This is a genomic window from Natranaeroarchaeum sulfidigenes (genome assembly GCF_017094485.1).
Taxonomy (GTDB): domain Archaea; phylum Halobacteriota; class Halobacteria; order Halobacteriales; family Natronoarchaeaceae; genus Natranaeroarchaeum; species Natranaeroarchaeum sulfidigenes.
Genome location: NZ_CP064786.1, coordinates 2127697 through 2153126, shown reverse-complemented (window position 1 = coordinate 2153126; position 25430 = coordinate 2127697). Strand labels below are relative to the sequence as shown.

The 25430-nt window shown below is 62.2% G+C and carries 29 protein-coding genes; 17 read left to right on the top strand and 12 right to left on the bottom strand.

Annotation, left to right across the window (positions count from 1 at the left end):
* Positions 1 to 4 precede the first annotated feature (4 nt).
* The gene (locus tag AArcS_RS11070; protein ID WP_238477478.1) at positions 5 to 757 is read left to right on the top strand and encodes an SDR family NAD(P)-dependent oxidoreductase; all 753 of its coding nucleotides are present in this window, start codon (positions 5 to 7) and stop codon (positions 755 to 757) included.
* Positions 758 to 822: 65 nt separating this feature from the next.
* Complete coding sequence (locus AArcS_RS11065) at positions 823 to 1242, top strand: OsmC family protein (RefSeq protein ID WP_238477477.1); 420 nt, start codon at positions 823 to 825, stop codon at positions 1240 to 1242.
* Between the two features lie 36 nt (positions 1243 to 1278).
* Here the strand turns inward: AArcS_RS11065 and AArcS_RS11060 are convergent, their stop codons facing one another.
* From AArcS_RS11060 to AArcS_RS11050, 3 genes are read right to left on the bottom strand one after another with little or no spacing between them, the layout of a single operon-like run.
* Positions 1279 to 1740 carry a YeeE/YedE family protein gene (locus AArcS_RS11060; RefSeq protein WP_238477476.1) on the bottom strand — a complete coding sequence of 154 codons (462 nt, stop codon included), beginning with the start codon at positions 1738 to 1740 and terminating at the stop codon, positions 1279 to 1281.
* Positions 1741 to 2298, bottom strand: a complete 558-nt coding sequence (locus AArcS_RS11055) for a YeeE/YedE family protein (RefSeq protein ID WP_238477475.1) — start codon at positions 2296 to 2298, stop codon at positions 1741 to 1743.
* Between the two features lie 6 nt (positions 2299 to 2304).
* Positions 2305 to 3498, bottom strand: a complete 1194-nt coding sequence (locus tag AArcS_RS11050; RefSeq protein WP_238477474.1) for an MBL fold metallo-hydrolase — start codon at positions 3496 to 3498, stop codon at positions 2305 to 2307.
* Between the two features lie 239 nt (positions 3499 to 3737).
* On the opposite strand from AArcS_RS11050, the gene AArcS_RS11045 reads away from it, so the two are divergent.
* Both AArcS_RS11045 and AArcS_RS11040 read left to right on the top strand, forming a co-directional pair.
* Entirely contained in the window at positions 3738 to 3983 is a 246-nt protein-coding gene (locus AArcS_RS11045) for a sulfurtransferase TusA family protein (RefSeq protein ID WP_238477473.1), read from the top strand.
* Positions 3980 to 4564 (top strand): DsrE/DsrF/DrsH-like family protein, encoded by a 585-nt coding sequence (locus tag AArcS_RS11040; RefSeq protein ID WP_238477472.1) that lies wholly within the window; start codon positions 3980 to 3982, stop codon positions 4562 to 4564. Before AArcS_RS11045 ends, AArcS_RS11040 begins: the two co-directional genes overlap by 4 nt.
* Here the strand turns inward: AArcS_RS11040 and AArcS_RS11035 are convergent.
* From AArcS_RS11035 to AArcS_RS11020, 4 genes are all read right to left on the bottom strand, one after another.
* A complete protein-coding gene (locus AArcS_RS11035) occupies positions 4553 to 5008 on the bottom strand; it encodes a universal stress protein (RefSeq protein WP_238477471.1) in 456 nt (151 codons plus the stop codon). The two genes, AArcS_RS11040 and AArcS_RS11035, sit on opposite strands and share 12 nt — an antisense overlap.
* 154 nt (positions 5009 to 5162) lie before the next feature.
* Positions 5163 to 6665 carry a DUF790 family protein gene (locus AArcS_RS11030; protein ID WP_238477470.1) on the bottom strand — a complete coding sequence of 501 codons (1503 nt, stop codon included), beginning with the start codon at positions 6663 to 6665 and terminating at the stop codon, positions 5163 to 5165.
* A 53-nt stretch (positions 6666 to 6718) separates the two neighbouring features.
* Positions 6719 to 7597 carry an alpha/beta fold hydrolase gene (locus AArcS_RS11025; protein ID WP_238477469.1) on the bottom strand — a complete coding sequence of 293 codons (879 nt, stop codon included), beginning with the start codon at positions 7595 to 7597 and terminating at the stop codon, positions 6719 to 6721.
* 48 nt (positions 7598 to 7645) lie between these two features.
* A complete protein-coding gene (locus tag AArcS_RS11020) occupies positions 7646 to 8989 on the bottom strand; it encodes a DEAD/DEAH box helicase (RefSeq protein WP_238477468.1) in 1344 nt (447 codons plus the stop codon).
* Positions 8990 to 9088: 99 nt separating this feature from the next.
* Between AArcS_RS11020 and AArcS_RS11015 the strand changes: the two genes are divergently transcribed.
* The 3 genes from AArcS_RS11015 (at position 9089) to gfcR (ending at position 13049) form a co-directional block, all read left to right on the top strand.
* A complete protein-coding gene (locus AArcS_RS11015; RefSeq protein WP_238477467.1) occupies positions 9089 to 10174 on the top strand; it encodes a nucleotide exchange factor GrpE in 1086 nt (361 codons plus the stop codon).
* Between the two features lie 185 nt (positions 10175 to 10359).
* Entirely contained in the window at positions 10360 to 12252 is a 1893-nt protein-coding gene (gene dnaK / locus AArcS_RS11010; protein WP_238477466.1) for a molecular chaperone DnaK, read from the top strand.
* 152 nt (positions 12253 to 12404) lie between these two features.
* Positions 12405 to 13049: a transcriptional regulator GfcR gene (gene gfcR, locus AArcS_RS11005; RefSeq protein ID WP_238477465.1), complete on the top strand. Its 645-nt coding sequence runs from the start codon at positions 12405 to 12407 to the stop codon at positions 13047 to 13049.
* A gap of 4 nt (positions 13050 to 13053) precedes the next feature.
* On the opposite strand, the gene AArcS_RS11000 is transcribed toward gfcR, so the two are convergent.
* Complete coding sequence (locus tag AArcS_RS11000; protein ID WP_238477464.1) at positions 13054 to 13596, bottom strand: HTH domain-containing protein; 543 nt, start codon at positions 13594 to 13596, stop codon at positions 13054 to 13056.
* Between the two features lie 191 nt (positions 13597 to 13787).
* Complete coding sequence (locus AArcS_RS10995; RefSeq protein WP_238477463.1) at positions 13788 to 14435, bottom strand: bifunctional 4-hydroxy-2-oxoglutarate aldolase/2-dehydro-3-deoxy-phosphogluconate aldolase; 648 nt, start codon at positions 14433 to 14435, stop codon at positions 13788 to 13790.
* A 159-nt stretch (positions 14436 to 14594) separates the two neighbouring features.
* Here AArcS_RS10995 and AArcS_RS10990 point away from each other — a divergent pair, with 159 nt between their 5' ends.
* The 6 genes from AArcS_RS10990 to AArcS_RS10970 all read left to right on the top strand — a co-directional run bounded on the left by AArcS_RS10990 (position 14595) and on the right by AArcS_RS10970 (position 19033).
* Positions 14595 to 15182 carry a DUF7110 family protein gene (locus tag AArcS_RS10990; protein ID WP_238477462.1) on the top strand — a complete coding sequence of 196 codons (588 nt, stop codon included), beginning with the start codon at positions 14595 to 14597 and terminating at the stop codon, positions 15180 to 15182.
* A 173-nt stretch (positions 15183 to 15355) separates the two neighbouring features.
* Complete coding sequence (locus tag AArcS_RS15860; protein ID WP_259372668.1) at positions 15356 to 15484, top strand: hypothetical protein; 129 nt, start codon at positions 15356 to 15358, stop codon at positions 15482 to 15484.
* A gap of 118 nt (positions 15485 to 15602) precedes the next feature.
* Complete coding sequence (dhaK, locus tag AArcS_RS10985; protein WP_238477461.1) at positions 15603 to 16604, top strand: dihydroxyacetone kinase subunit DhaK; 1002 nt, start codon at positions 15603 to 15605, stop codon at positions 16602 to 16604.
* Positions 16605 to 16645: 41 nt separating this feature from the next.
* Positions 16646 to 17374: a dihydroxyacetone kinase subunit DhaL gene (gene dhaL / locus AArcS_RS10980; RefSeq protein WP_238477460.1), complete on the top strand. Its 729-nt coding sequence runs from the start codon at positions 16646 to 16648 to the stop codon at positions 17372 to 17374.
* Entirely contained in the window at positions 17371 to 17751 is a 381-nt protein-coding gene (dhaM, locus tag AArcS_RS10975; RefSeq protein ID WP_238477459.1) for a dihydroxyacetone kinase phosphoryl donor subunit DhaM, read from the top strand. Before dhaL ends, dhaM begins: the two co-directional genes overlap by 4 nt.
* 76 nt (positions 17752 to 17827) lie before the next feature.
* Complete coding sequence (locus AArcS_RS10970; RefSeq protein ID WP_238477458.1) at positions 17828 to 19033, top strand: GNAT family N-acetyltransferase; 1206 nt, start codon at positions 17828 to 17830, stop codon at positions 19031 to 19033.
* 15 nt (positions 19034 to 19048) lie between these two features.
* Here the strand turns inward: AArcS_RS10970 and AArcS_RS10965 are convergent, their stop codons facing one another.
* Positions 19049 to 20089 (bottom strand): zinc-dependent alcohol dehydrogenase family protein, encoded by a 1041-nt coding sequence (locus AArcS_RS10965; RefSeq protein WP_238477457.1) that lies wholly within the window; start codon positions 20087 to 20089, stop codon positions 19049 to 19051.
* A gap of 121 nt (positions 20090 to 20210) precedes the next feature.
* On the opposite strand from AArcS_RS10965, the gene AArcS_RS10960 reads away from it, so the two are divergent.
* The 4 genes from AArcS_RS10960 to AArcS_RS10945 all read left to right on the top strand — a co-directional run bounded on the left by AArcS_RS10960 (position 20211) and on the right by AArcS_RS10945 (position 23567).
* A complete protein-coding gene (locus AArcS_RS10960) occupies positions 20211 to 20807 on the top strand; it encodes a class I SAM-dependent methyltransferase (RefSeq protein WP_238477456.1) in 597 nt (198 codons plus the stop codon).
* Between the two features lie 70 nt (positions 20808 to 20877).
* Positions 20878 to 22311 carry a DASH family cryptochrome gene (locus AArcS_RS10955; RefSeq protein ID WP_238477455.1) on the top strand — a complete coding sequence of 478 codons (1434 nt, stop codon included), beginning with the start codon at positions 20878 to 20880 and terminating at the stop codon, positions 22309 to 22311.
* Positions 22312 to 22466: 155 nt separating this feature from the next.
* The gene (locus AArcS_RS10950) at positions 22467 to 22859 is read left to right on the top strand and encodes a molybdopterin-dependent oxidoreductase (protein ID WP_238477454.1); all 393 of its coding nucleotides are present in this window, start codon (positions 22467 to 22469) and stop codon (positions 22857 to 22859) included.
* A 42-nt stretch (positions 22860 to 22901) separates the two neighbouring features.
* Positions 22902 to 23567, top strand: a complete 666-nt coding sequence (locus tag AArcS_RS10945; protein WP_238477453.1) for an NAD-dependent epimerase/dehydratase family protein — start codon at positions 22902 to 22904, stop codon at positions 23565 to 23567.
* Here the strand turns inward: AArcS_RS10945 and AArcS_RS10940 are convergent, their stop codons facing one another.
* Positions 23568 to 24971, bottom strand: a complete 1404-nt coding sequence (locus tag AArcS_RS10940) for a carotenoid oxygenase family protein (RefSeq protein ID WP_238477452.1) — start codon at positions 24969 to 24971, stop codon at positions 23568 to 23570.
* Complete coding sequence (locus AArcS_RS10935; protein WP_259372685.1) at positions 24919 to 25362, bottom strand: SDR family oxidoreductase; 444 nt, start codon at positions 25360 to 25362, stop codon at positions 24919 to 24921. The genes AArcS_RS10940 and AArcS_RS10935 overlap by 53 nt, the downstream gene beginning before the upstream one ends.
* Between the last annotated feature and the right edge of the window lie 68 nt (positions 25363 to 25430).

Sequence of the window (25430 nt, the reverse complement as noted above, 5' to 3'; positions counted from 1 at the left end):
CGCTATGTTCGACTTCGAAAACCGGGTAGTCATGGTAACGGGTGGCGGGCAGGGAATCGGCGCAGCGACTGCAACGCTGTTCGGGGAGCAGGGAGCCAACGTCGTGGTGACGGACGTCGTCGAGGAGCGCGAGGCGGTCGGTGAGGCGGTCGAGGACGCAGGTGGGTCGGCGCTCGTGCGGGAACTCGATGTCACCGACTACGAGCAGGCCCAGTCCGTCGTCAAGGACACCGTCGATGAGTTTGGCCGGGTCGACGTGCTCGTCAACAACGCCGGGATCTTCCCGACGGCCGGGGTCGACGAGATGACTCCCGAAGACTGGCAGCGGGTGATCGATATCAACCTCACAGGGACGTTCAACTGCACGAAGGCAGTCCTGCCGGTGATGCGCGATCAGGAGTACGGCCGCATCGTCAACATATCCTCGGCCTCCGGAGGCAAGATCGGCTGGTCGGGGGAGCTCTCTCACTACGCCGCCAGCAAGGGCGGCGTCGTCGGCTTCACCCGAAGCGCCGCGATCGATCTCGGACCCGATGGGATCACGATGAACGCCATCGTCCCGGGGATGATCGATACCGGCGCAGCCGAGGAGGTCTCGACTGACGAAGAGATTCAGGGAGCGGTGAACATGACGCCGGTCGGCCGACAGGGTGATCCCGATGAACTGGCAGCAGCGATCGTATATCTGGCGTCCGAGCCAGCGGCCTTCGTCACCGGTGAATCACTGGTGGTCGACGGAGGGATCACGCTGGTATAGTCCTATATTGCCTTTATTGCACAAGTCCAGCAAGACTTAAGCCGAGGTCGAACGAACGTCTAGCTATGTCCGACGACCTCTCGACGTACGAAATGACTGGCACGCGAATTAGCCCGAAGCGCATGGAAATCGACACCGGCAATGCGGAGTTCGTTGTCGGCAAGGACGTCAATCCCGTCGAGTACTTTCTCGGCGCGATCCTCGGCTGCCTGAACTCGACCGGAACGATGGTAGCTCGCGACATGGACATCGACATCGAGGAAATGACCGTCGGGATCAGCGGTGGTGTCGACTACTCCCGCTATCGTGGCGAAGAATCGGACGCCCGCCCCGGCCTGCAGGAACTCGACGTCACCATCTCCATCGATGCTGACGCCGACGAGGCGACGCTTGAAGAGTGGCTCGCGGCGGTCAAAGATCGCTGTCCAGTGACCGACAACGTCGAAAACGAGACGTCGCTGGATCTCGCCGTCGAAGCAGTCTGACCGCAGCAGTTTCGGAATTCGTTCTCCTGTATTCGATCAGTCCGCACCGGCCACCGTCGCGTCCGAATCGGCGCGCTGACTGCGCCAGACTCCCTGGAGGTACGCACCAGCGAACATCCCGGCAACTGCCCAGAGGATCGTCACGTTGCCGACGCCGAGGCTGGCGTAGGCCGCGCCGGGACAGATCCCCGAAAGCCCCCAGCCGACGCCGAAGATCGAGCCGCCGATCAGGACGTTCCGGTCGAACGACTTCAGCCGACGACCGTAGGAATCACCGGTCAGCGGTGCGCTGTCGAGTACTCGTGGGACGATCACGAATCCGAGTCCCGTGACGATCGCAGCCCCGAACATCACGAAGACCAGCCCGAAGTCCTCGAACTGGAGGAAGTTCAGCACCACTTCCGGCTGTGCCATATGGCTAAAGCCGAGGCCGAAGCCGAAGATGAGGCCGCCGAGGTAGATCAGCGGCATGAACAGCGGGTGGCGAGTACCACTCATTTACGGGTTCACCCCCAGCGCCATCACCAGTTGTGCGGTCCCAATTGCTACGAGCATGAACGTCAGGACGCCGACGAGCGATGTCTTCGAGGCAGAGCCGACGCCACAGACGCCGTGGCCGGAGGTACAGCCTTTGCCGATCCGGGTCCCGATTCCGACGAGGACGCCGCCGAGGAACAGCCGCCACGGCTGGACGTCGGTGAGCCAGATCGTCACACCGCCGATCTCACGGAGGGTCCCGGTTGTTCCCGGCGTGTACAGTGAGCTCGTGACGAGCCCGGACTGGAACGTGAGCGCGTAGACCGCTGCCCCCGAAATGATTCCGAGGGTGAAAACGATCCGCCAGTCCCGCGAACTCCGGTACTGCTGGAACCGTTGCCGGTCGGAGACGTACGAGAGCGTCGATTCGAGGAACGTGCTTGCACCGGCGCTGATGCCCGTTCCGAGATAGATCACGAGTGCTCCCAGACCGACGAACAGCCCACCGACGGCGTACCGGCTGATCCCCTCGGGAAAGGGCGCTTCGAGAAGCGCCGGGACGACGAGTTCGGGAATCATACCCGATCAGTCATCCGCAAGTGAGTCCTGACTCGCGGCGCAGTTGTTCGGGCCGAGTTCGAGCTCGAAGGCCTCCTCGTCGTCTGCCTCCCGCTGGCCGAGGTTGGTCGCGATGATATCCTCGTAGTTGGCCGGACGCGGGGGCATATCGGAGAGGATCACGTCGACGAACTCCTCTTCGTCCATCCGCAGTGCAGCCATCTCGTCGACGAGTTGACCGATCGGCGCGGTGTAGGTGCCGTCCGCTGCGGGCTCCGCGGCGTCGCTGAAGTGCGCCCCACCGATGAGCGTCTCGTCGGGCAGGGAAAGGACGCGTTCCTGAAGCGACTCGTAGAGCTGGCTTGCGGCTTCGGGTGCCCCCTCGTCGCCCTCTTCGAGGTCCGGTCGTGCGACGCTCTCGATGAAGAGACCGTCGCCGGTCGCGAGCAGCGAGTCGTCGATTAGATACGAGGTCATCCCGGACGTGTGGCCGGGCGTATAGACTGTCTCGATGGTGACGTCGCCGACTGCGAACTCGTCGCCGTCCGCGGCGAGGGTCATGTCCTCGGCATAGGTGATCCCACGGTCGACAGCCGGTTCTGGGATGACGCCCTCGACGCCCTCGTCAGCGAGGTTTCGAACCCCGGAAATGTGGTCCGCGTGGACGTGCGTATCGATTGCATACTGTAGTTCGACGCCGAGTTCTTCGGCATCGTCCAGATACCGGTCGGTAAATTCACGAAGAGGATCGATGACGGCTGCCTCCCCGTCATCGTAGACGAAATAGCCCAGACAGCCGCTAGAGGGGCGCTGGTACTGCAGCAGCGTCCCTGCACCGTCGTACCCGGTCACTTCGAGGGCCTCGTAGACGCGGGCCCAGCCGTTCATGCCCTCTTCGAGGTGGTCAACGTCGTACCCGAGCTCTTTCAGCGAGCCAGCCACGTATTCGCTTGCGCCGCCTTTGGCACACAGGACCGTCAGTTCGCGGTCCTTGGGAATCTGATCGAGCACGTCTTCGGGAATCTCATCGTCGAGAAAGTGGAAGTAGGGGACGTTGATCGAGTCGACGTTCTCGCCGTCGATCTTCCATTCCTCGTAGTCGCCCTCCATACGCGCGTCAAGTAGCGTAACCGGCTCGCCCGCATCGACCTGTGCTTTTAGCTCGTTCGGGTCGATCGATTCGACGTCGACGTCAGGGGTTGGAAAGTCCATGTCGTCCATGTTGTACACCGTAGAATATTGGGTGATCCCTCATAAGAGTTTGCATGGTTTTGCGATTATCATGCAATATACTAACCGCTCAATATTTCCAGATGCGGCCGGGGCAGTGATAGACTGGAAGAGAAGCAATATTTGGTGTGGCTTTGTATGGCGGCTTTTCAATACCACTACAATAATCGGTGGGTTTATGTCCCTTTACCTAATATTGTGTATTAGCTCCAATATAGAGCAGATTAACAATGAGTTCGCAATACGATATTACCGAAACCCTGGATGTAAAAGGACAGTCCTGCCCGATGCCCGTCGTCAAGACCAAACAGGCTGCAGACGAGCTAGCCGAGGGCGATATCCTCGAAGTGGTCGCCACGGACTCGGGCAGTATGAGTGACATCGAGGGCTGGGCCGAGGGAACGTCGGGCGTCGAACTCCTCGAGCAGGTCGAGGGCGACGACGTCTACAGACACTACGTCCAGAAGACGGCATGAGCACCGACAGCTCCATGTCCACGGACGAGGACGCATCACCTGACCCCGCCGAGGTGGCGGCTCTCCGCGAGCGCGTCGACGAGCTAGAGCAATCGCTCGCGGAGCTCGACGACGGCGACGACCAGAAGCGGATGACGATTATCGCCACGAAGGGGACCCTCGACATGGCATACCCGCCGCTGATCCTGGCGAGCACGGCTGCCGCCTTCGGCTGGGACGTCGTCGTCTTCCACACGTTCTGGGGACTAGACATCCTTCACGAAGAGAAATCCGAGAACCTCAAACTGAGCGCCGTCGGCAACCCGAGCATGCCGATGCCCAACGCGGTCGCGGCCCTGCCCGGAATGGACGCGATGGCGACTCGCATGATGCGAAACAAGATCGACGAGAACGGCACCGCGACGATCGGCGAGCTGATCGATCTCTCCCTTGACCAGGGCGTCGACCTGCAGGCCTGCCAGATGACGATCGAGCTGATGGACTACGACGAGGACGACTTTTTCGACGGCGTGACGACAGGTGTCGGAGCCGCAACCGCGCTCAACCACATGGCCGACGCCGACGTGCAGTTACTGATTTGAGTCGGCGTGTCTGACGATGTGAATATCGTATCGTGGATCCTCCGAGAGCGGATTCCCCACGCTGGTCAGCGGCGTCGAGACGCGGCCCGCGTTCTCACTGCCGATGAAGATGATCGACGCCTGTAGCTCGGCGGCGACCTGTCGGATCGTCCGCGTGATGTCGGTCGTGATCGTCGCTCGGTAGTCGGTCTCTTCGGTTTCCTCGCAACGGAACGTCGCCTCGGGAGCCACGTCCTCTTGCTGATGGCGGAGTCGCGTACAGATCATCTTGGCGTCGAACGCCTCGTCGGGAGCCAGCCAGCCACGGTCGCGTGCAAACTCGGTGTCCGGCGGCACGACCGCAAGGGCAACAACCTCCTCCCCAGTGAAGTCCCCGAACTCCCTGGCGCGCTCCAAGGCGGCGGTCGAGAGGTCGGAGCCGTCGAACGGAACCAGCAGTGTCATACGGAGGTTCTCAGTCGCTCGGCAGTTAACGGTTCCGCCGAGCCGCCCGACATCACTTCGAATATTGTAGTATCACACTTCGAAACCTGTAGTAATATACTATAGAAACTATAGCAATGGATCTCGAAGTCTGTATTTTTGCTAGGGTGGCGTTCTACTGTTTTTGCACCGTCCCGCCGCTCAGCCCGTCCCATGCCACCCGATAGCCCAGACGCGAGAGGACGGTGCTGGCATCGTCGATCCCGGCCTCGCTGATCCGCGCTTCGGCATCGGCATAGTCCATCCCGTCTTCGATCGCTTCGGCAAGCGCGTCGAGCACGTCCGGCCGCACCAGCGTCCGACCGATCAGCTCGTGGTCGGGAAAGTCCCTGTCCTCGATCGCGCTTTCGCTCACGCCGTGGCGTTCGGCGAGGTCGGCCAGCGTCAGGACGTCCGCTTCGGGCGCGAGTTCCGCCGGGAGGTCGGCTGCGCTGGCTGATTCCAGATCGGCCTCGTACCGGCGCAGGGCGTCGCGTACGTCCTTGATCCGCACGGAGCCGGAGTACGGGATCGCCCCATGATCCCGGGCCTCGATTGCCTCGCCAGCACCGAGGCTCTCGTCGACGGCGACCAGCAGTTCGACGTCCTCGACGGTATCGAGTTTCGAGAGCTTCGTCTCGACGTACTCGGGCGTCCAGAAGCCCATGATCTCGAAAAAGACGCGAAAGTCGGCAAAGCGGTAGTCGAACGCGAAATCGGGAATCATCACGCTCGCTCCGGCCGCAAGGGGTTCGGGCTCGCGGACGAGTTCCCAGTCGAGATCGAGCGCCTCGAATCGGGCGGCGAAGTCGGCTTCGACGCCGCTGTCGTAGCGGTCCTCGACCAGCGGTTCGACGCCCGGCACGCGTACCGGGTCGTCGTCGGAGAGATGCAGGTCCCGTTCGGTGCCGCGGTCGTCGATCCGCGCGGAGAGTGTCCAGTCATCGGTTTGGGCAACGCTCCGGAGCAGGCGCGCGAACTGCGTTCCGTACCGCCGCGTCGCGCGGAACAGTCCTGTCGGGCCGGTGACGACCAGTTCGCGGCCGTCCGGCGTTTTCTCCACCTCGTAGAGCAGTCCGAGCCGCTTCACTGCCGAGACCAGCCCCTTCGGATCGGAGGACTGCACCCGTATCTCCGTCGCGTCGAACAGCGCGGTCTGGGCCAGCGAGAGGTTGTACTGTGCGATCAGCTCCTCCGGACTCCAGCGAGCGTCGAACGACGTGAGTACCTGTCGATCGTCGAGGTCGGCAAAGAGCGAGGTCTCGATTTCGTCGGGCGAGACCGCAAGTCCGGACGCTGCCCGTCCAAGGGCCTCTTTGCGCTCCTCGGTCGTGACAACGCCCACTGATTCAGCGGCTTCGAACGCGGACCTGCGCGCTCGCTCAGGATCGACCGGTGCGCGCGTCTCAAACGCCGCATCGTTCTCCAGCAGTTTGGCGAATCCCCGAACGAGTTTGAAATCCTCGGCCTCACGTTCGAGTTCGGTCAGCGCGTCGTCGAGGTCGCCCGCAGTATGATCGACGTGGCCCTGATAGGTTCCGATCGCTTTCGCCGCCAGCGGGCGATGCTCGCGTCCGGCGAACTGCGGATGATATCCCCCGCCAGCACGTGAGACGCGGAGCAGGTCCTTTGTCAGCACGGCGGTGACTACGGCTGGACGTGATAAAATCCGTTCGGGACGCTTGCACGGACTTACCTTTCGCCGTCGAGGAAGGAGAGCACCCGTTGGTTGAACACCTCGGTCTGCTCGCGCTGGGGCCAGTGCCCACAGTCCGGTCGGACAGCAAGTGTTGCGTCCGGGATTCGGTCAGCCGCTCGTCGCGACCACTCGACCGGAAAGATCGGGTCTTCGGCACCGTGGACGAGCAGCGTCGGGACGCCGAGGTCGCCGAGGCGGTCCGAGAAGTCGGTTAGATACCCTGAACGGCTGATTTCGTTCGCTCGCCAGCGGCGAAACGCCATCCCAGCGTCAGGACGCTGTAACAGTCGATAGAACTCGTCGACGACCGACCGAGAGAGTGAGTCGACGTCGTGGACGATCCCCTCGAGTGCGAGCTTCGCGATCCGGCGGTTCCGCCTGAGCAGGGAGATCGACAGCTCGTTCAGCTGGGGGAGCCGCGAGAGAATGTAGGTCAGGTAGCCATGTGGCAGCCCTCGACCGAGCCCGTGGCTGCCGACCAGTACGAGCTTTCGGACACGCGACTGATTGTGCAGCGCGTATCTGAGTGCGATACCTCCGCCCATCGAGACGCCGACCAGCGTGACTGGAGAGATGCTGAGCGCGTCGAGAAAGTCTCTGAGGACGTCAGTGTGGTAGGCGGTCGTGTACTCGGCAGTCTCCGGGCTGCTGCTGCTTCCATAGCCCGGCAGATCGAGTGCGATAACGCGGCGCTCGTCGGCAAACGGTGCGATCGAGCCCCCCCACGAGAGCGTCGCCGCGTCGACGATACCGCCGTGCAGGAACACGACAGGAGTCGACCCGCTGCCCGCCGTAATGTAGTGGAGGTGTCGACCGTCCACGTCGATCCACATGTCAAGCGGTTCGAGCGTGTCCGTGTGCTCGGTTGCCATCGTGTTATATCTCCACAGGCTGTGGGAAATAGCTAACAGCGAACTAGCTCATTTTCGCCGGTTGGACACACCTTCCTCTGCAGTATCCCGAGCAACTACCTCGTACAGCAGGGCACGGTCGCTCTCCTCGCTGGGGCGCAGGATCCGGCCGAGGCGCTGGGTGAACTCGCGCTCGCTGCCGCTGCCCGAGAGGACCACAGCGACGCTGGCATCGGGGACGTCGATCCCCTCGTCAAGTACGTTCGACGTGACGACGCGTGTGTACTCGCCCTCGCGGAACCGATCGAGGATCTCACGGCGCTCTCCTGTCGACGTCCGGTGAGTGATGGGTGGAATCAGAAATCGGTCGGCGATCCGGTAGGCAAAGTCGTTGTGGGCGGTAAAGACGATCGTGCGTTCGCCGCGGTGGCGATCGAGAATATCCGCGAGTGCATCGACTTTCGCCTCGCTACTCATCATGATTTCGCGGGCGCGCTGTTTCGCCAGCAAGGCTTCACGCGCCTCCGGATCACGTCCCGAGCGCTTGACGAGCTCCTGATAGTCGCTGCCGCTCCGGAGCTGGATGTTCGAGCGTTTGAGATAGTCCGTAAAGGTTCCCTGCTGGTCATCGTACTCGGCACGTTCGTCGGGCGGGAGCTCGACCGATCGGCGCTTGACCTCGTAGGCTGCGAGGTGCTCGCCAGCCAGATCGTCCGGTTCGAGCGAGTAGACGACCTCGCCCACGAGCGTCTCGACGACCTCGTGAGCGTCGTCCGGGCGCTCGAACGTTGCAGTGAGACCGAGCCGCGCTGGCGCGGCCAGCAGGCGGGCTATCTGTCTGAAGCCCTCCCCGCCGAGGTGGTGCACCTCGTCGAAGACGACCAGCCCGAACCGGCCGCCGATCTCGCCCGCCCGGAGATACGCCGAGTCGTAGGTGGCGACCGTCAGCGGGCCGACCTGCTGGACCCCGCCGCCCAGCTGGCCGAGCCTCACGTCGGGAAACTCCTCGGCGAGTTCGTCACGCCACTGCTCCAGCAGGTCGATCGTCGGCACGACGACGAGCGTCGGCGTCGACAGGGCCGCGATGGCGGCGACGCCGATGACCGTCTTCCCGCTCCCCGTGGGGAGTTCGAGGACGCCGCGGCGATCGGCCCCCTCCCAGGCGTCGAGCGCGTCGCGCTGGTACTCGCGGAGCTGGTAGCTCGACGACAGATCAGGGACGGCTGTGAGGTTCAGCACGTCGTCCTCGACGTCTTCGCCCCGCTCGTCGAGGGCGTCACGGAGCGCCGCGTACCGATGTCCCGGCGCGCGATAGGTCTCCGAGCGCGGGTCGTACTCGACGTCCGGCAGGTTAGCGACGTCCTCGCCGGTCAACTGGATCGTCCCGTCCTCGAAGCCGAGTCTCGTCGTCACGTCCCCGCGTAGACACGGAGGCTACAAAAACGGTCCCGAAAGTGGTCGCGGCGACCGGTTTCCTGAACCCTTATACTTGCCGGACGGCTTGTACCGGCCATGACCGAAGACGAGGGAGCCGAGGCCGTCGCGCCGGATCCGGAGGAGGACGTCGAGTTACAGATCCGGGAGGATCTGGTCGCACAGGTCGCCGACCGGGATCCGGAGCTCGGCCAGGAGGTGAAGTCGCTGGCCGAGATCGCCATCCAGCTCAACGGGGCGGTCGACGAACTAGAGGACGCCCTCGAATCGACACAGGACGAACTGGCCGAAACCGAGGCTGAACTGGAGGACGCTCGGGCGGACCTCGACGAGCGCGAGGCAACGATCGACGATCTGGAGGAGCGCCTCAAACAGAAGCAAGCGGAGTTCCAGAACTACAAGCAGCGTCAGGAGCGAGAGAAAGAACGGATCAAAGAGCGCGCGGCCGAGGATCTCGTCGAGCGGCTGGTCGAGGTGCGGGACAACTTGCTGCGGGCCGCGGATCAGGACCACGACAACGTCGAGAGCATCCGTGAGGGCGTCGAGATGACGCTCAAATCGTTCGATCGGATCCTCGAAGACGAGAACGTCTCGCCGATCGAGCCGGAGCCCGGCGCAGAGGTCGACCCGAACAAACACGAAGTGATGATGCGGGTCGACAGCGACGAGCCAGAGGGGACCGTCTCGGAGCTGTACCGCCCCGGCTACGAGATCGCGGACAAACTGATCCAGTCGGCACAGGTCACCGTCAGCACCGGTGCTGAAGCCGAAGCCGAGGAAACCGATGATACCGATGACGAAGATGCCGAAACGGACACAGAAGACGGGGACGTCGAGGAGCAAGACGCCGAAAGCGCTGGCGACGATGCCGAACCCGAAGATACTGAGTCGGATGCCGAAAGCGAAGGCGCTGAGGCGGAGGGAGCCGAGGACGACGAAAGGCAGGAAACGGACAGCGAAGTAGACGGTGAAGGCGACGACGCAGAACGAGATGAACCAGCGGACGACGCCGAAGAAGACGAAGCCGATGACGATGAAGGTCAGGAGGAGGACGTCGAAGGGGAGGAGGAAGAAAGCGATGAAGACGACGAAGGGGACGAGCCAGAAGAAGACGTCAAGGCGGATCCGGAAACCGGGGAGCCGGACGACGACAACGACGAGTAACGATCTGGCCGTGAGAGGTAATCGGCAGTGTGCTCACCCCGGATGGAGTCCCGAATGCACAATAAAAGAAGAGCTCGAACCGGAATGAAAACCACGGCATCGTGGCCGCTACCGTTGGTTTTAATTCGTTCGCATCTCGGTGTGTAGAAAGGTTTATACGGAACAGCCTACAATCCTCTTGCAAGATGGCCAGTAACAAGATTCTCGGTATCGACCTCGGTACGACGAACAGCGCGTTCGCGGTCATGGAAGGCGGAGATCCCGAGATTATCGTAAACGGGGAGGGGGAACGAACGACGCCCTCTGCGGTCTCCTTCACGGATGACGGCGAGCGACTCGTCGGTAAACCGGCGAAGAATCAGGCGATCCAGAACCCCGACCGGACGATCGAGTCGATCAAGCGCCACATGGGCGAGGAGGACTATACTGTCCAGATCGACGACGAGGAGTATACGCCAGAGCAGGTCTCGGCGATGATCCTCCAGAAGATCAAACACGACGCCGAGGAGTATCTCGGCGACGAGATCGAGAAGGCCGTTATCACTGTCCCGGCGTACTTCAGCGACCGCCAGCGTCAGGCGACCAAGGACGCCGGCGAGATCGCTGGCTTCGAGGTCGAACGCATCGTCAACGAGCCGACCGCCGCGTCGATGGCCTACGGGATCGACGAGGATCGGGATCAGACTGTCCTCGTCTACGACCTCGGTGGCGGAACGTTCGACGTCTCGATTCTCGACCTCGGTGGTGGCGTCTACGAGGTCGTCGCCACTAACGGGGACAACGATCTCGGTGGTGACGACTGGGACCACGCGATCATCGACTGGCTAGCCGAGGAGTTCGAGAACGAACACGGGATCGATCTCACTGAGGACCGACAGGCGCTCCAGCGGCTGAAAGACGCTGCCGAGGAGGCCAAGATCGAGCTCTCCTCGCGCAAAGAAACCGAGATCAATCTCCCGTTCATCACGGCCACCGACAGCGGCCCGGTACACCTAGAGGAGAGTCTTACGCGTGCGAAATTCGAGTCCCTGACTGCCGATCTGGTCGAACGAACTGTTGAGCCGACCGAGCAGGCCCTCGACGACGCTGGCAAATCCAAAGACGATATCGACGAAGTGCTCATGGTTGGTGGCTCCACGCGGATGCCGCAGGTCCAGGAGAAAGTCGAGGAGATGACCGGCAAGGAGCCGAAAAAGAACGTCAATCCCGACGAGGCAGTCGCACTCGGCGCGGCGATCCAGGGTGGTGTGCTCGGAGGCGAGGTCGACGATATCGTCCTGCTCGACGTGACGCCACTCTCGCTCGGTATCGAGGTCAAAGGCGGCCTCTTCGAGCGACTCATCGAGAAGAACACGACGATTCCCACGGAGGAGTCGAAGATATTCACCACGGCCGCTGACAACCAGACATCCGTACAGGTGCGCGTCTTCCAGGGTGAACGCGAGATCGCAAACGAAAACGAGATGCTCGGCGAGTTCCACCTGACAGGGATCCCGCCAGCGCCCGCCGGAACCCCCCAGATCGAGGTCGGCTTCAGCATCGACGAGAACGGTATCGTCAACGTACAGGCCGAGGACAAAGGCTCCGGTAACGCCGAGGAGATCACGATCGAGGGCGGTGCTGGCCTCTCCGACGAGGAAATCGAACGGATGCAACAGGAGGCGGCCCAGCACGCCGAGGAGGACCAGGAACGCCGCGAGCGAATCGAGGCCCGTAACGCCGCCGAGGAGTCCATCCAGCGTGCGAACACCCTTCTCGAAGAGAACGAGGAAGATCTCGACGAGGCGCTGGTCGAGGATATCGAGGCCGAGATAGAGAACGTAGAGGCGGCGCTCGAAGACGAAGACGCCGGCAAAGAGGAGTACGAGGACGCAACCGAGAGTCTGAGCGACGCGCTTCAGGAGATCGGCAAGCAAATGTACCAGCAGGAAGCTCAGGCCGGTGCGGCAGGTCCCGGCGGCATGGGCGGAGCGGCGGGCGGTCCCGGTGGCGCTGCCGGTCCCGGTGCCGACGCCGAGGGCGAGGAGTTCGTTGACGCCGACTTCGAGGATGTTGACGACAGCGACGAGGAGCAATAGGGAGGAGTCCTCTTCGGCCTGGAATCCGAAGAGAACGGAATTATCGCGGATCGAGTGAACTCGCCGCCACCGTTTTTGCCCACGCTGAAACACCCTGGTCGATAGGCTACCCTCTCGCAGTCTTTATAAAAACAGGTCCCGAACGGAGAGGTATGAAAAACGTTGACGATCTCATCGAGAGCTCCGCGGAGCTCGCGGACCGCGGTCTCTCGAAGGGAGAGATTGCGGACGAGTTGAACGTCTCGCGGGAGACGGCGAGCTGGCTGGTCGAGCGGAGCGGCGCAGGATCGGAGACAGCCGACACGACCGCCCCATCACAGGCGGCTGGCGGCCCGGCCGATATTCACGTCGACTGGAGCGCGATCGGGCGTGATAGTAACCGGCTCACCCACATGGGTGCGGTGATGGCTGATATGCTCGCTAAACACGGCGACGACGTCGACCTCACGATCGGTATAGAAAAAGCAGGGGCTCCACTCGCGACGACAGTTGCGGCCGAACTCGATACCGATCTGGGGACGTACGCACCGCGAAAGCACCAGTGGGAAGAGGGCGATATCGAAGATCTCGGTGGAACCTTCTCTAGAAACTTCGCCCAGATTCGAGACCGCGAGTGTTACATCGTCGACGATACCATTACCAGCGGAACCACGATGCGAGAAACTGTCGAGGCGATAGAAGATGAAGGTGGAGAGCCTGTCGCCTGCATCGTACTGGCCGATAAACAGGGGATCGACGAGATCGAAGGGATTCCGGTCTACTCGCTGCTGAAGGTCATAAGCGTCGGCGAAGAGTGAGCCATCACTCAGTGTCCATTTCTTCGATAGATACCATCAGCTTGGTACCAGTACTGTCAGTGCCGGAGAAAGTTCCGGTAAGCCTGAGTCCGGACACGGGCATGGGGCCGACTGTGATCCGATCTCCTCGCTCGAACGTATCGACTTCGCCCGTCACCTGTAGCTCCGCCCGACAGGTGGTCGGATGATAGACGGCAGACATATCGATGCGGATAACGCTTGCATCTTTGACTGGGTCACCGTTCTTGAACACAGGGACGATTGTACCTTTCTCTGGGGATTTCATTCCGAGTATTTCCAGTGTCTTTGTGGTCGGTTCGTAGCCGCCGTCCGGACCTGGTACCCCCTCAACTAGACCAAGACGTTTCAGGCTCTGCATCTGGTTTCTCACCGTTCCTGCACACCGTCCGATCCGTTCCCCGATCTCCTTTCCTTTTACTGGCTCGCCATGCTGGTGATACTGCCGAGCCAGCTCCTGCAGGACAGTCTCTTGGCTCGTCGTGAGTTCAATTGGCCCCGGACTTCGGCTCGAATCAAGTACAGACATGCCACCTTCCTCGACTCGTCATGCGCGGCTCTGTGTAGTCCGGAGGCTGGACAGCATCGTTCGGGTCGGTGGTACCCAATCCGAGTAGTGGGCTCTGTTGCACAATACAGAAATTGCACTGATCGTCAGTGAGGATTGGGGCACATATACTAGCGCTTTATATGCGCTGAACAGGCGCAGTCTTCTGCGGGCTATCGGGCGTCTTCGACTGCAGCAACGAGCGCTTCTGCGTTTTCGGTGAGTACGTCGTACTTGCCAGCTTCTATCGCTTCGGCGTCGATCAGCGACCCGCCAGCACCGACGGCGCAGGCACCGGCCTCGATGAACTCTCCGGCGTTATCCGGCCCGATACCGCCGGTCGGGACGATCGGGATCTGGCCGAGTGGTCCCTTGATACTGCCAAGATAGCTCGCGCCGAGATCCGAGGCGGGGAACAGCTTCACGAGATCCGCGCCAGTTTCGTAGGCTTCGATCGCTTCGGTGGGAGTGGCGACGCCCGGCGCGACGACCGCACCGTAGCGATTGCAGGTCTCGACGACGTCCTCGTGAAAGCTCGGGCAGACGACGAACTCCGCACCGGCGAGCAGGGCGGACCGTGCTGTTTCGGCGTCGAGCACTGTCCCGGCACCGATGAGGACGTCCTCGCGATCCTCGTATGCCGCTGCGAGATCGCCGATCATGTCGATCGCACCCGGCGTGTCGGCGGTAACTTCGAGCGTCGTCACGCCGCCCTCGATCAGGGCTTCGGCTACCTGTTCGACGTCCGCTTCGTCGACGCCGCGCAGCACCGCGATTACTCCGCTATCGACTAGCTGTTGCATGTTCTCGTGCGTGCTCATGGCAGCCAGTTCTCGATCCGGTGGGATAACTGCTTTTCTTTGGTCCGTGCCCGATTGTTCCTTTCGGTAAGGTGCGAAAGAAGGAAACGAAAGGCCATATAAGCCGTGGGGCCGTAGATACAGGTAACCGAGCGGCCGTCGTACCCCCTCGACACAATCATGTCAACAGACAATTCCAGCCACGTTTATCGGCTCCACTCGACACTGGAACTGCCACTCGAAGACGTCCACGACTTCTTCGACGACCCATCACTGCCCGACGGTATCGACGACGTAGATATCACCCGTCGGAACAACACGCTCATTCTGAAAGCGGTGGCGACCGACAAGTCGTTGAGCAAGTACACTCCGACGGCACAGTTGAAAGCGAGCGTAACGGAAAACCGCGTGTACGAAGAACCCGAGGAGGTGCGTCGACGAAAGAGCGGCCCACAGTGGGGTGACGAAGAAGAGGACGAACCCGAGTCCGAACTCGTCGAGTTTGCTGCGTTCAAAGGGGATCGCGAAACCGTTCTGCAGAACACGACCCTGCAGTACGAGATGTTCCAGGTACTCTGTGAGATCGCCAAGGAATCCGAAAAGGGGACGCTCACTGCGATCACCGAACGGGACGGCGACCTCGAAGCGACGCGAATCGTCGACGGCGACCCCCGCCCGAGTTCGATCGAAGTCGTCGAGGGTGCGGGCGACAACGACTCGAACGGCGGTGGCGTCAACTGGCGGGATAACAAGTTTATAAGCGAGTGAGTGTGCGGTAAACCCCGACGCACTCGCCCTGCTCTGCCTGTAAGGCATCGGTATTTCGCGATCGATCTGTGTCTGTTAGGGTCCGTTGAAGCCCAAGATGAGAACCATTCGTTCACTACATGAGCCTATCGAACCGATGAAGTCTTTTTTTTGCTCGACTGTATATCTGTCATATGATAGTTGAACTTGCCCTCAATATCGTGATCGGATTTGTAATTGTTGTTGTCGGATCGTATATCGGGGCGAAAATGGCACTCAACACGTTTTTTGGCCGGGATTTCGATCCTTCCGAGGCAAGCTAATTATCTCCAACAGGTTCTACCTCGGATGACAGGGATCGATACATACAGCTCCTCTATATATCTCCCCAGAACGAGCACGCACATATTTAATCTCTCCGAATAAAGTACACTATGAACTATGAAGAAGCTCATCAACGACCCGGAAGACGTCGTCGACGAGATGCTCGACGGAATGGTAGCGGCGTACCCTGATCGACTCCGGCGGCTCGACGATGCTGAAGTGCTCGTTCGAGCGGACGCGCCTGTCGACGGGAAGGTAGGGATCGTCTCGGGCGGGGGAAGCGGTCACGAACCGACACACGGTGGCTTCATTGGGGACGGAATGCTCGATGGCGCAGCGGCCGGAGAGGTGTTCACGTCGCCGACCGCGGACCAGCTTGGGTCAATGATCGAAGCGTGTGACGGCGGCGAAGGCGTCCTTGCCGTGGTGAAAAACTACGAGGGCGACGTGATGAACTTCGATACCGCTGCGGAGATGGCGGGGATGGAGGGTGTCGATGTCTCGCAAGTCGTCGTCAACGACGATGTTGCCGTCGAGGACTCGCTGTACACGTCCGGTCGGCGCGGCGTCGCCGGGACGATCCTCGTCCACAAGGCGGCTGGTGCGAAGGCGGCCGAGGGTGCCGACCTCGACGAGGTGACGCGTGTCGCAGAGAAGGTCATCGACAACGTCGCCACGATGGGGACGGCGCTGACCTCCTGTATCACCCCTGACAAGGGTGAGCCGACGTTCGATCTGGGGGAGGACGAGATCGAACTCGGAATCGGCATCCACGGCGAGCCGGGTACCGAGCGAACCGACATCATGAGCGCCGACGAGATCACCGAGCATCTCACCGAGAACGTACTGGACGATCTCGACCTGGACGACGGCCAGGAGGTCGTCACGATCGTCAATGGGATGGGTGGTACCCCACTGATGGAACTGTTTGTCGTCAACAAACGTCTGCAGGAGCTGATCGACGACCACGGACTGGAGACCTGGGACGCGTGGGTCGGCGACTACATGACCTCACTAGACATGGACGGCGCGTCGATCACTGTCTGTGCGGTCGATGACGAACTCAAAGAGTTGCTGTCAGCGCCAGCGGACACACCGGGACTGACAGTGACGGAATAGTCGGCGCAAACGCTTTGCGGTCTCCCACCACCTAGTTCAATATGAGTGATACGGAACGACAGCGAGAGGCGGTCGTAGAGGCACTCGAAAACGTTACCGCGCGGCTCGACGAAGAGAAGTCACATCTGACGGACCTGGACTCGGCGATCGGCGATGCCGACCACGGGGCAAACATGACCCGGGGGTTCAGAAAGGCAAACGAGAAAGTACAGGACATGGACGAGGCCGATCCCGCCGAGCTTGTGAAGACGATCGGCGTCACGCTCGTCTCGGAGGTCGGCGGCGCGTCCGGTCCGCTCTACGGCGGCTCGATCATGTCTGCAAGTCAGGCGTTCTCCGAGGAGGGGATCACCGCCGAGACCAGCGTCGCCTTCGCCGAGGCGTATCTGGAGAAGGTTCAGGACCGTGGCGGTGCGGAGATCGGATCGAAGACGATGGTCGACGCGCTTACGCCTGCCGTCCACACCTACAAGAAGTCGATCGAGACTGACGATCTAGAGCCCCTCGAAGCGCTGGCAAAGGCGGTCGACGCCGCCGAGCGGGGCGTCGAGTTCACCACGCCGATCCGGGCGAAAAAGGGACGGGCATCGTATCTAGGTTGGCGATCGGTCGGCCATCAGGACCCCGGCGCGACGTCAACACTGTACATCATGGAGGAACTGCTTGCCACCGCCCAGACGTATCTCAACGGTGAGGTCGAAGCGACTGCCGAGGCTGAAACAGCACCCGAGGAGATGCCCGACGAGGTAGCGGAGGGCGAGGAGGAATGATCGGACTCGTTGTGGTCTCACACAGTGCCCGCGCCGCGGAAGGGGTCTGTGAGGTCGCACAGGAGATGGCTGGTGACGCCCGAATCGAAGCTGCGGGCGGCGAAGACGATGGGCTCGGAACCGACGCGGGACGGATCCGGGAGGCTATCGAGCGCGCCGATGACGGGGACGGAGTCGTCGTCCTCGTCGATCTCGGAAGCGCGGTAATGAACGCCGAGCTGGCGATCGAGATGAGCGACGCGGAGGTACGGATCGCCGACGCACCCGTGCTGGAGGGTGCTGTCAACGCTGGCGTCGAGACGACCAGCGGGAAAGCCACACTCGACTCGGTCGTCGAGCGGGCCGAGGAAGCGCGCGAGTACCGGAAGCTGGACTGACCGCCCCCCGTCGCCGACACGGTGGCCTCGGTCCGGATCGGATACACTGATACGGCTCGGAGAAAAACGGAGCTCCATGACCGACTTTCGCTCACTACCTGCCGAGGATCGCCAGCAGTTCCGTTCAATGCTCCGCTATGCGTTCACCCCCGAACGCGGTCCGCTCGATGCGGCGGAGACCGAGAGTGAGGAGACCGAGTTGTTCGATCGGTACGGCCTGTACGACGACAACACCCTCGTTAGCGGCTGTAAACTGTACACACCGGAGGCCCGCATCCGTGACGAGATCACGACGATCGGCGGACTGGGTGCGGTCGCCACGCTCCCCGAGTTCCGCGGGAAGGGCTACGGACGCCAGTTGTGTCTGCAGGTGCTCTCGGAGTACCGTAAACGAGGGATAGGTCTCGTGGCTCTCTGGCCGTTCTCGACGCCGTTCTACCGACGGATGGGCTGGGGGACGGCCAACAAGGTGACACGGTACGAACTTCCCCCGCGGGCGCTCCCGATGGCCGATACTGCCGGGCGAATGCGACGGATCGACGGCGATGACTGGAAAGAGCTACGAGCGGTCGAGCGCCGTTCCAGCGGGGATCGGTCGCTTGCACTGCGACGCTCCGAGACGTGGTGGCGTGAGCGTACCCTCGCGAACTGGACCGGTGATGGCGCACCGTTCTGTTACGGCTACGAGCGGGACGGACAGCTACAGGGCTATCTGGTCTACACCGTCGGTGACGACGACAAGCGGACGCTCACGGTCAGCGGGTTCGTCGCGGCAGACGAAGAGGCCTATCGTGCCCTGTTCGACTTTCTCTCTGGTCACGGCGCACAGATCGAGCGGATCGTCGGAGAGCGCGCGCTGGGCACAGATCTGCTCTCCCGGGTCGAGGATCCGGCAGCCATCGACTGTACCGTCGAGCCGGGACCGATGGTCCGACTGACCGACGTCGAGGCCCTAGAAGCGATCGAATGGCCAGCCGAAGAGATAGAGTGCACGCTGGCGGTGTCTGATCCGCTCGTCGCGGACAACGAGGGCGTGTTCGAGCTGTCTGTATCGGACGGACGTGCGAGCATCGATCGCGTCGCCGATAGCGTGAACGGTCAGTCCACTGGGACGGCCGACGCAACCATCGGGATCGGGACGCTCTCCCAGCTGGCCGTCGGTACGTACGGGCTCGATGAGGCCAGGCGACTCGGTGACCTGCGAATCCTCGATGAGTCGGTTCGGACGGCGCTCGGAGCCGTCTTCGAGCCCCGAGCGGTCGGATTGCGGGAGTTCTTCTAGCGCGTCGCCTGGCTTTCAGGGCTTGACCAGCACCTTGATCGCCTCGCGTTCGTCCATCGCCCGGTAGCCCTCCGGCACGCCGTCCAGATCAACGGTCTTCGTAAAGATCGGCGACGGATCGAGCGTGCCGCCCAGCACGTCGCTCATCAACTCCTCGGCGTAGGCCCGGACCGGCGCGACGCCACCCCGTAGCGTGATGTTGTCACTGAACATCGAAAACACGTCGAGCCCCTCGTCGTCCACACCGTGGGGGACGCCGACGTAGCCGACAGTTCCACCGGGGCGACAGACCTGGATCGCGGTGTCCATCGCCGATGCCGCGCCGACACATTCCAGTACGTGGTTCGCGCCGCCGTAGGTCATCTCTTTTGCGCGTTCGACGGCCTCGTCCCCGCGGGCGGCGATCGTCTCTGTTGCGCCGAACTCCTCGGCGAGTTCGAGTCGATCCTCGTGGTGGCCCATCGCGACGATGCGTTCCGCGCCGAGTCGGCGGGCCGCGAGGACGCCACAGAGCCCGACCGCGCCGTCGCCGATGACGATGCAGGTATCGCCTGCCTCGACGCCCGCGCTCACCGCGGCGTGATGACCAGTCCCCATCACGTCGGTAAGCGGGAGCAGCGCTTTGAGGGTATCCTCGTCGTTGGCGTGCCGGTCCGGGACCCGTACGAGCGTTCCGTCGGCTTGCGGGACGCGGATCTTCTCCCCCTGACAGCCCCCGTTCTCGCCGCCCCAGGAGTCCCCGTTCGAACAGGAGGTATGCAGGCCTTTTCGACAGAACTCACAGTAGCCACAGCTGATAACGAACGGGGCAAACACCCGGTCGCCGACATCGACCGACGTGACGTCCTCGCCGACCGCCTCGACGATCCCCATCGGTTCGTGGCCGACCCGTGATCCCGCCTCGCGGTCGCTCTCGCCACGGTAGAACCAGAGATCTGAGCCACAGATAGCCGTGTGTGTCACGCGGACGACGGCATCGGTCGACGACTCGACTGTGACGTCCGGTACTTCTTCGACAGTGATCTCGCGAGGGTTCTGGTAGATAGCTGCGCGCATGCTCGGATGTTGGTGCGCCCAGTGAAAACGGTTTGTTCCGGAGCAAGCTACTGGGTCGGGGCGCGGAGCAGTCGGAGACCGCCCGGCAAAGAGTGATGAGCGATCCGACCTTGACTGAGGTATGGATCGCAACGAGATCAGGCGGGCGTGGGACGAAATCGCGGAGACGTACGCGACCCGGCGAAACCCCTCGGGATCGGACGCCCAGCTTATCGACGACCTGCTTGACGGCTGTCCAGACGATCCACTGGTTGTCGATATCGGCTGTGGTGACGGCGCGCGGACGCTTGCGAACCTGCCAGCGGACTCCGTCGGCGTCGACATCTCCCGGGTGGGGCTCGCGCTAGCGACGGGTACGGTCCCGGACGCCCGGCTCGTGCAGGGAGTAATGGAGACGCTCCCGATCGCAAACGGTGTCGCCGACGCGATCACCGCGTATCACGCCGTCTTTCACGTCCCGCGGGAGTCGCATCCCACAGTGTACGAGGAGTTCGCCCGAATCCTCCGACCCGGCGGTCGGCTCCTGATGACGCTTCCGGCTGGTCGCTTCGAGACGGTGCGACGCGGCTGGATGGATGGAACGATGTTTTTCTCCGCGCCGGGACGGACCCGGACGCTCGATCAGCTCCGTGCGGCAGGGTTCGAGAACTTACAGACCACGACTGCCGACGATCCGCTCGGTAGCTCGACGGAGTTCGTCTTCGCGATCCGAGTGTAGCGACGACCGACCCTCCTACCGGTGACCTCTCCGGCAATCGATATTTATCGCTGGCGTCGCTATACGGTGTATGGAAACTGCCGTCGTCTGGTTCCGTGATGACCTGCGCGTCGAGGACAACCCGACGCTTGCGGACGCTGTAGGCGCGGCCGAACACGTCGTGCCGGTGTACGTCTTCGATCCACGTCGTCGCGCAGACAGCCAGTACGGGCCGGCTAAGATGGGGACTCATCGAGCGCAGTTCCGTCGCGCAAGCGTCGAAGACCTCCGCGACTCGCTTCGGGAGCGTGGCGGGGACCTGGCCGTCCGCGAAGGACTCGTCGAGGAGGTCGTCCCGTCGATCGTCCAGGCGCTCGACGCTGACGCCGTCTTCGCCCAGACGAAGCCCGCGACCGAGGAGATCGAACGCGAGCAAGCGGTTCGAGAGACACTTTCAGAGTCAGTCGACTTCCAGCGCCGATTCACTCACACACTCTATCACATCAACGACCTGCCGACGCCTTACGACCGGATCGATGATACGTTTACCCCGTGGCGAAAGGAGGTCGAGGACAACGCAACGGTCCGCGACCCAGTTGCTGCCCCGGAGAGCGTTTCGACGCCCGATCTCGACGCCGGGGCTGTTCCTGCGCTTTCAGAGCTGGGCCTCGACGATCCGCCACGGGATGACCGCTCCGCCCTTTCTTTCGAGGGCGGAGAGACCGCTGGGCAAGAACGGCTCCAGCACTATCTGTGGGACGCCGACCGACTCCGGGATTATAAATCGACGCGCAACGGGCTGCTTGGCCCGGATTACTCCTCGAAGTTCTCCCCGTGGCTCGCTGCAGGCTGTCTCTCGCCACGGTGGATCCACCGCGAGGTGAAGCGGTACGAGGACGAACGGGTTTCGAACGAGGACACCTACTGGCTACTCTTCGAGCTTCGCTGGCGGGACTTCTTCCAGTTTCAGTTCCTCAAACATGGTGAGAGCTTCTTTACTCCGACGGGAATCCGGGATGTGGATAAAACGTGGACACACGACCGGACCGCGTTCCATCAGTGGGCAGCAGGTGAGACCGGTGTACCCTTTGTCGACGCCAACATGCGCGAACTGAACGAGACAGGATACATGTCGAACCGGGGGCGACAGAACGTCGCCTCCTTCCTCGTCGACGCACTGGGTGTCGACTGGCGCTGGGGAGCGGCGTACTTCGAGGAACAGTTGATTGACTACGACGTCGCCTCTAACTGGGGGAACTGGGCGTATCAGGCGGGGGTCGGCAACGACTCGCGTGACGGCTTCTTCAACGTCCTGTCACAGGCCGAACGCTACGATGCCGACGCTGAGTACGTCCAAACCTGGCTTCCGGAACTGCGGGCGTTGCCCGCCGAGTACGCCCACCGACCGTGGCGAATGAATGCCGACGAGGAATCGTCGTACGATGTGGTACTCGGCGTCGACTACCCCGAGCCGATGATCGACGTGGAAGTCCGTTTTTCGGAACTTCAGGCGACGAGATACTGAACAAAATCGTTCACAAGCGGACAGATACGCTCGTTCGTTTCAGTCTACTTTCATAGCGATTTAACAGCCACTTGGCTATGGGTACGTACACAGTGGCTGTACGTACTGACGACGACTCAGGGAGAGTGTTAATTTCTAGCACACGCCAGCTACTCTTGCCGACGGATCCATCGTATCTCGGTGAGTTCGACCTCCAGACCGAACGTCACAGAGTGACCTGTGCTACCGGCGACTACGAGGTGGGACAGTGGCGCGGCGTCCTGATAGAGACGCTGCTCTCACGTGTCGAGGCCGACGACCGATCGACACATCTTCTGGTCACTGGGGAAGACGGCTACCGGGCCTGCATCCCGCTGACCGAAGCCATCGACGCGCTGTTGGCGGTCGCGCGTGAGGATGTGGAAGCGGACGGTCGGCTCCCCAGATTTGTTGGCGATGAGATCGACGGCGCGGAGTCGGTGGCGAGCGTCGAACGTATAGAAACGATCCATCTCGACGCTGACGAAGATGCCAGCGAGTACAGCGGCCCCCCACCGACCGACCGCTGACATCGGCGACGCCGTTTTCCGTTGCCGACACGGATTACACGTGTGCACATACTCGTTACCGGCGGTAACGGTTTCATCGGCCGCCGCGTCTGTGCAAACGCCATCGCTGCAGGCCACGACGTGACGAGCGTCGCACGAAGCGGCCCCCCGACAGACGGTGGGAGTACCGGGTGGGCTGACCGTGTCGACTGGATCGAAGCTGACGTGTTTTCACCTCAGGAGTGGCGCTTTGCCCTCTCTACTGTCGACTGCGTCGTCCACTCGATCGGCACCATCTCGGAGACACCCGAGACGGGCGTGACGTTCGAGCGTCTCAACGGCGATTCCGCGATCGTCGCCGCACTGGAGGCCGAACGGGCTGGCGTTGACCGCTTCGTGTACGTCTCTTCGTCGACGAAGCCGCCGCTGGTCCGGGACGCATACATGACGGCCCGACGCCGTGCCGAGGCCGCCGTCGCCGACCTCGAACTGGACGTCCTGATTCCGCGGTTCGGACCGGTGTACGGTCCGGACCAGCCACACTTTCCGGCGCTCGCGAACTACCTGTTCACCGCGGTCGGTGAGCTGGAACCGATCGCGCGCCGTCTCGGAGAAGACAGACCATTCTCGGTCGAGATGGCCGGCCGGGCAATTTATGAACTCGCAGTCACGGACGACCCACCTGCAAGTCCCATCACCGCCGAGACGCTTGCTGCGCTTGCACGATGATCAGCGTTCAAAGAAGCGGCCGTGGAACCCGAACGGCTCGGGATGTGGAAGGTACGCCCGGGCGAGTTCAGTGAGCACCGTGGCATCGAACACGAGCAGGATCGTTTGCTCGCGCTCGACGTCCAGCGCGGTCGCCAGTACCACGCCGTCATCTTCGGCCTCCGGGTCGGGCTTCTGGATCGGGATCGGCTCCTCGACGAACACGGATCGCTCCCACCACTCCTGTGCAGCCCCGGTTTCGCAGTCGACTTTCACGAGGCCGTTCGCACCATCACGATCGGTTGCCTGTCCGAAGGCGTAGCGATGCTGTCGGCCGATCTTTGGCCGGACGATCCGTGGGAGTTCCATCCCGCCGTCATACAGCCGCGAGCGGTCGATCCGTTCCCGTTCGAGGTCGATCTCGTACCGGAAAAGTCGACCGTCCGGAACCGACGGAAAGCCGACACCGTCGAGTTCCTCCATCGCCATCGCACCGACGATCCTGTCGTCCGAGAACTCCACCAGATCGAGGATGATCGAGCCGTCCTCGACGTAGGCATTGACGTGGTGGAAGGTGAACGCGGCAGCCGTGGTCGGTTCCGCGAGGAGTTCGCCACTTTCCCGGTCGACAACGAGCACCCGCATCGGCCGGTCCGGTTGCCAGTCGAGCATGTCGGTGACACCCTGTGAGAACGGATTCAGCGCGCGCAGGACCGAGATGACGAGCGGCGATTCGACGAGGACGACGTGCTCGCCGGTGACGCTCACGTCGTGGATGTACGCCGGGCCGTTCGCGTCGATCGAGGCGATACGCTCGCGACTGCGACTTCCGGCAGGCACGCGATAGATGTGATACGTCGGACGGCGGCCGAACTCGGTCGTGAATCCGACCAGTTCCTCGCGGTGTGGGTCGTCAACGAGGTGGGCTGCGGTCAGATGCTCCGGAAAATCGTCCTCGAACCGAAACTCCCCACGCGTTTCCAGGGTCTCTGGATCGAACGCGATCCGACGCGGGGCCTCGGTCAACGCGACGTACTCGCCGTCGACCTCTGCAACGTGGACGTTCGCGTTGTCGGTCGGCTCCGGGAGCCCAAGCGATCGGATCGTCTCGACGATACGCCGCCAGCCGCGGGTATCCGTCCCGAACTGGCCAGTAAGCCGTCCGTCCATCGCATCGCCGTAGGCCTCAGTACGCAGAAACCGATTCGAATAGCGCAAGGCTCCGTTCTCGAACGCGTAGCGTCGCAACATGGCGAGCCCATCGAACCAGTGGTTGACGCGATGCTCTCCGATATCGAAGCGGCCCGGTCCGTTTCGGACGAGCGTGCCCGAAAGCCACCCGGGAATCTCACCCTCGATCGTCGGCCGGTGATCATGGAGTTCCGTCGTCAGCGTGCGAAATCCGGGGCCGTACGAGTCTGTCACAGCCTTTTATCCGGGCGCACGGCATATCAATCCAGTGCGCGGAAACTGTCGGGTCACTGACCTCATTGCGCGACCTCCGGCTCACCGCCTGTTTGTCATGTCTCATATACAAGAGCGCTTCCCCGCTGGTGCAACTCGACAGGTCGCTGGCGAGATACAGCGCGATGTCGGCGACGGTACCCGCGACGGTACCCGGTTGTCCGGCACGTCCCAGCGGAATACCCTCGATAAAGTCGTCTTCTGCCTCCGTTCCGAGGATTGCGACGTCTTCCGTCTCCATCTTCGTCTCGATCACTGCCGGATGGATCGCGTTGATCCGGATGTCTTCCGGGCCGAGTTTCGCCGCCAGCGAGTTCGTCATCACCCTACCACATCCTTTGACGTGCAGCATACATATCATGGGAACTACATCCCGAGTCAGGACATCCGCCCAGACTGGCGATGACCCGTGGTGCACTT

What these genes read in the sequence shown, in the direction of transcription:
- AArcS_RS11070 (WP_238477478.1), top strand. Translation starts at nt 5, where the DNA reads ATGTTCGACTTCGAAAACCGGGTAGTCATGGTAACGGGTGGCGGGCAG.
- AArcS_RS11065 (WP_238477477.1), top strand. Translation starts at nt 823, where the DNA reads ATGTCCGACGACCTCTCGACGTACGAAATGACTGGCACGCGAATTAGC.
- AArcS_RS11060 (WP_238477476.1), bottom strand. Translation starts at nt 1,740, where the DNA reads ATGAGTGGTACTCGCCACCCGCTGTTCATGCCGCTGATCTACCTCGGC.
- AArcS_RS11055 (WP_238477475.1), bottom strand. Translation starts at nt 2,298, where the DNA reads ATGATTCCCGAACTCGTCGTCCCGGCGCTTCTCGAAGCGCCCTTTCCC.
- AArcS_RS11050 (WP_238477474.1), bottom strand. Translation starts at nt 3,498, where the DNA reads ATGGACGACATGGACTTTCCAACCCCTGACGTCGACGTCGAATCGATC.
- AArcS_RS11045 (WP_238477473.1), top strand. Translation starts at nt 3,738, where the DNA reads ATGAGTTCGCAATACGATATTACCGAAACCCTGGATGTAAAAGGACAG.
- AArcS_RS11040 (WP_238477472.1), top strand. Translation starts at nt 3,980, where the DNA reads ATGAGCACCGACAGCTCCATGTCCACGGACGAGGACGCATCACCTGAC.
- AArcS_RS11035 (WP_238477471.1), bottom strand. Translation starts at nt 5,008, where the DNA reads ATGACACTGCTGGTTCCGTTCGACGGCTCCGACCTCTCGACCGCCGCC.
- AArcS_RS11025 (WP_238477469.1), bottom strand. Translation starts at nt 7,597, where the DNA reads ATGGCAACCGAGCACACGGACACGCTCGAACCGCTTGACATGTGGATC.
- AArcS_RS11015 (WP_238477467.1), top strand. Translation starts at nt 9,089, where the DNA reads ATGACCGAAGACGAGGGAGCCGAGGCCGTCGCGCCGGATCCGGAGGAG.
- dnaK (WP_238477466.1), top strand. Translation starts at nt 10,360, where the DNA reads ATGGCCAGTAACAAGATTCTCGGTATCGACCTCGGTACGACGAACAGC.
- gfcR (WP_238477465.1), top strand. Translation starts at nt 12,405, where the DNA reads ATGAAAAACGTTGACGATCTCATCGAGAGCTCCGCGGAGCTCGCGGAC.
- AArcS_RS11000 (WP_238477464.1), bottom strand. Translation starts at nt 13,596, where the DNA reads ATGTCTGTACTTGATTCGAGCCGAAGTCCGGGGCCAATTGAACTCACG.
- AArcS_RS10995 (WP_238477463.1), bottom strand. Translation starts at nt 14,435, where the DNA reads ATGAGCACGCACGAGAACATGCAACAGCTAGTCGATAGCGGAGTAATC.
- AArcS_RS10990 (WP_238477462.1), top strand. Translation starts at nt 14,595, where the DNA reads ATGTCAACAGACAATTCCAGCCACGTTTATCGGCTCCACTCGACACTG.
- AArcS_RS15860 (WP_259372668.1), top strand. Translation starts at nt 15,356, where the DNA reads ATGATAGTTGAACTTGCCCTCAATATCGTGATCGGATTTGTAATTGTT.
- dhaK (WP_238477461.1), top strand. Translation starts at nt 15,603, where the DNA reads ATGAAGAAGCTCATCAACGACCCGGAAGACGTCGTCGACGAGATGCTC.
- dhaL (WP_238477460.1), top strand. Translation starts at nt 16,646, where the DNA reads ATGAGTGATACGGAACGACAGCGAGAGGCGGTCGTAGAGGCACTCGAA.
- dhaM (WP_238477459.1), top strand. Translation starts at nt 17,371, where the DNA reads ATGATCGGACTCGTTGTGGTCTCACACAGTGCCCGCGCCGCGGAAGGG.
- AArcS_RS10970 (WP_238477458.1), top strand. Translation starts at nt 17,828, where the DNA reads ATGACCGACTTTCGCTCACTACCTGCCGAGGATCGCCAGCAGTTCCGT.
- AArcS_RS10965 (WP_238477457.1), bottom strand. Translation starts at nt 20,089, where the DNA reads ATGCGCGCAGCTATCTACCAGAACCCTCGCGAGATCACTGTCGAAGAA.
- AArcS_RS10960 (WP_238477456.1), top strand. Translation starts at nt 20,211, where the DNA reads ATGGATCGCAACGAGATCAGGCGGGCGTGGGACGAAATCGCGGAGACG.
- AArcS_RS10955 (WP_238477455.1), top strand. Translation starts at nt 20,878, where the DNA reads ATGGAAACTGCCGTCGTCTGGTTCCGTGATGACCTGCGCGTCGAGGAC.
- AArcS_RS10935 (WP_259372685.1), bottom strand. Translation starts at nt 25,362, where the DNA reads ATGCTGCACGTCAAAGGATGTGGTAGGGTGATGACGAACTCGCTGGCG.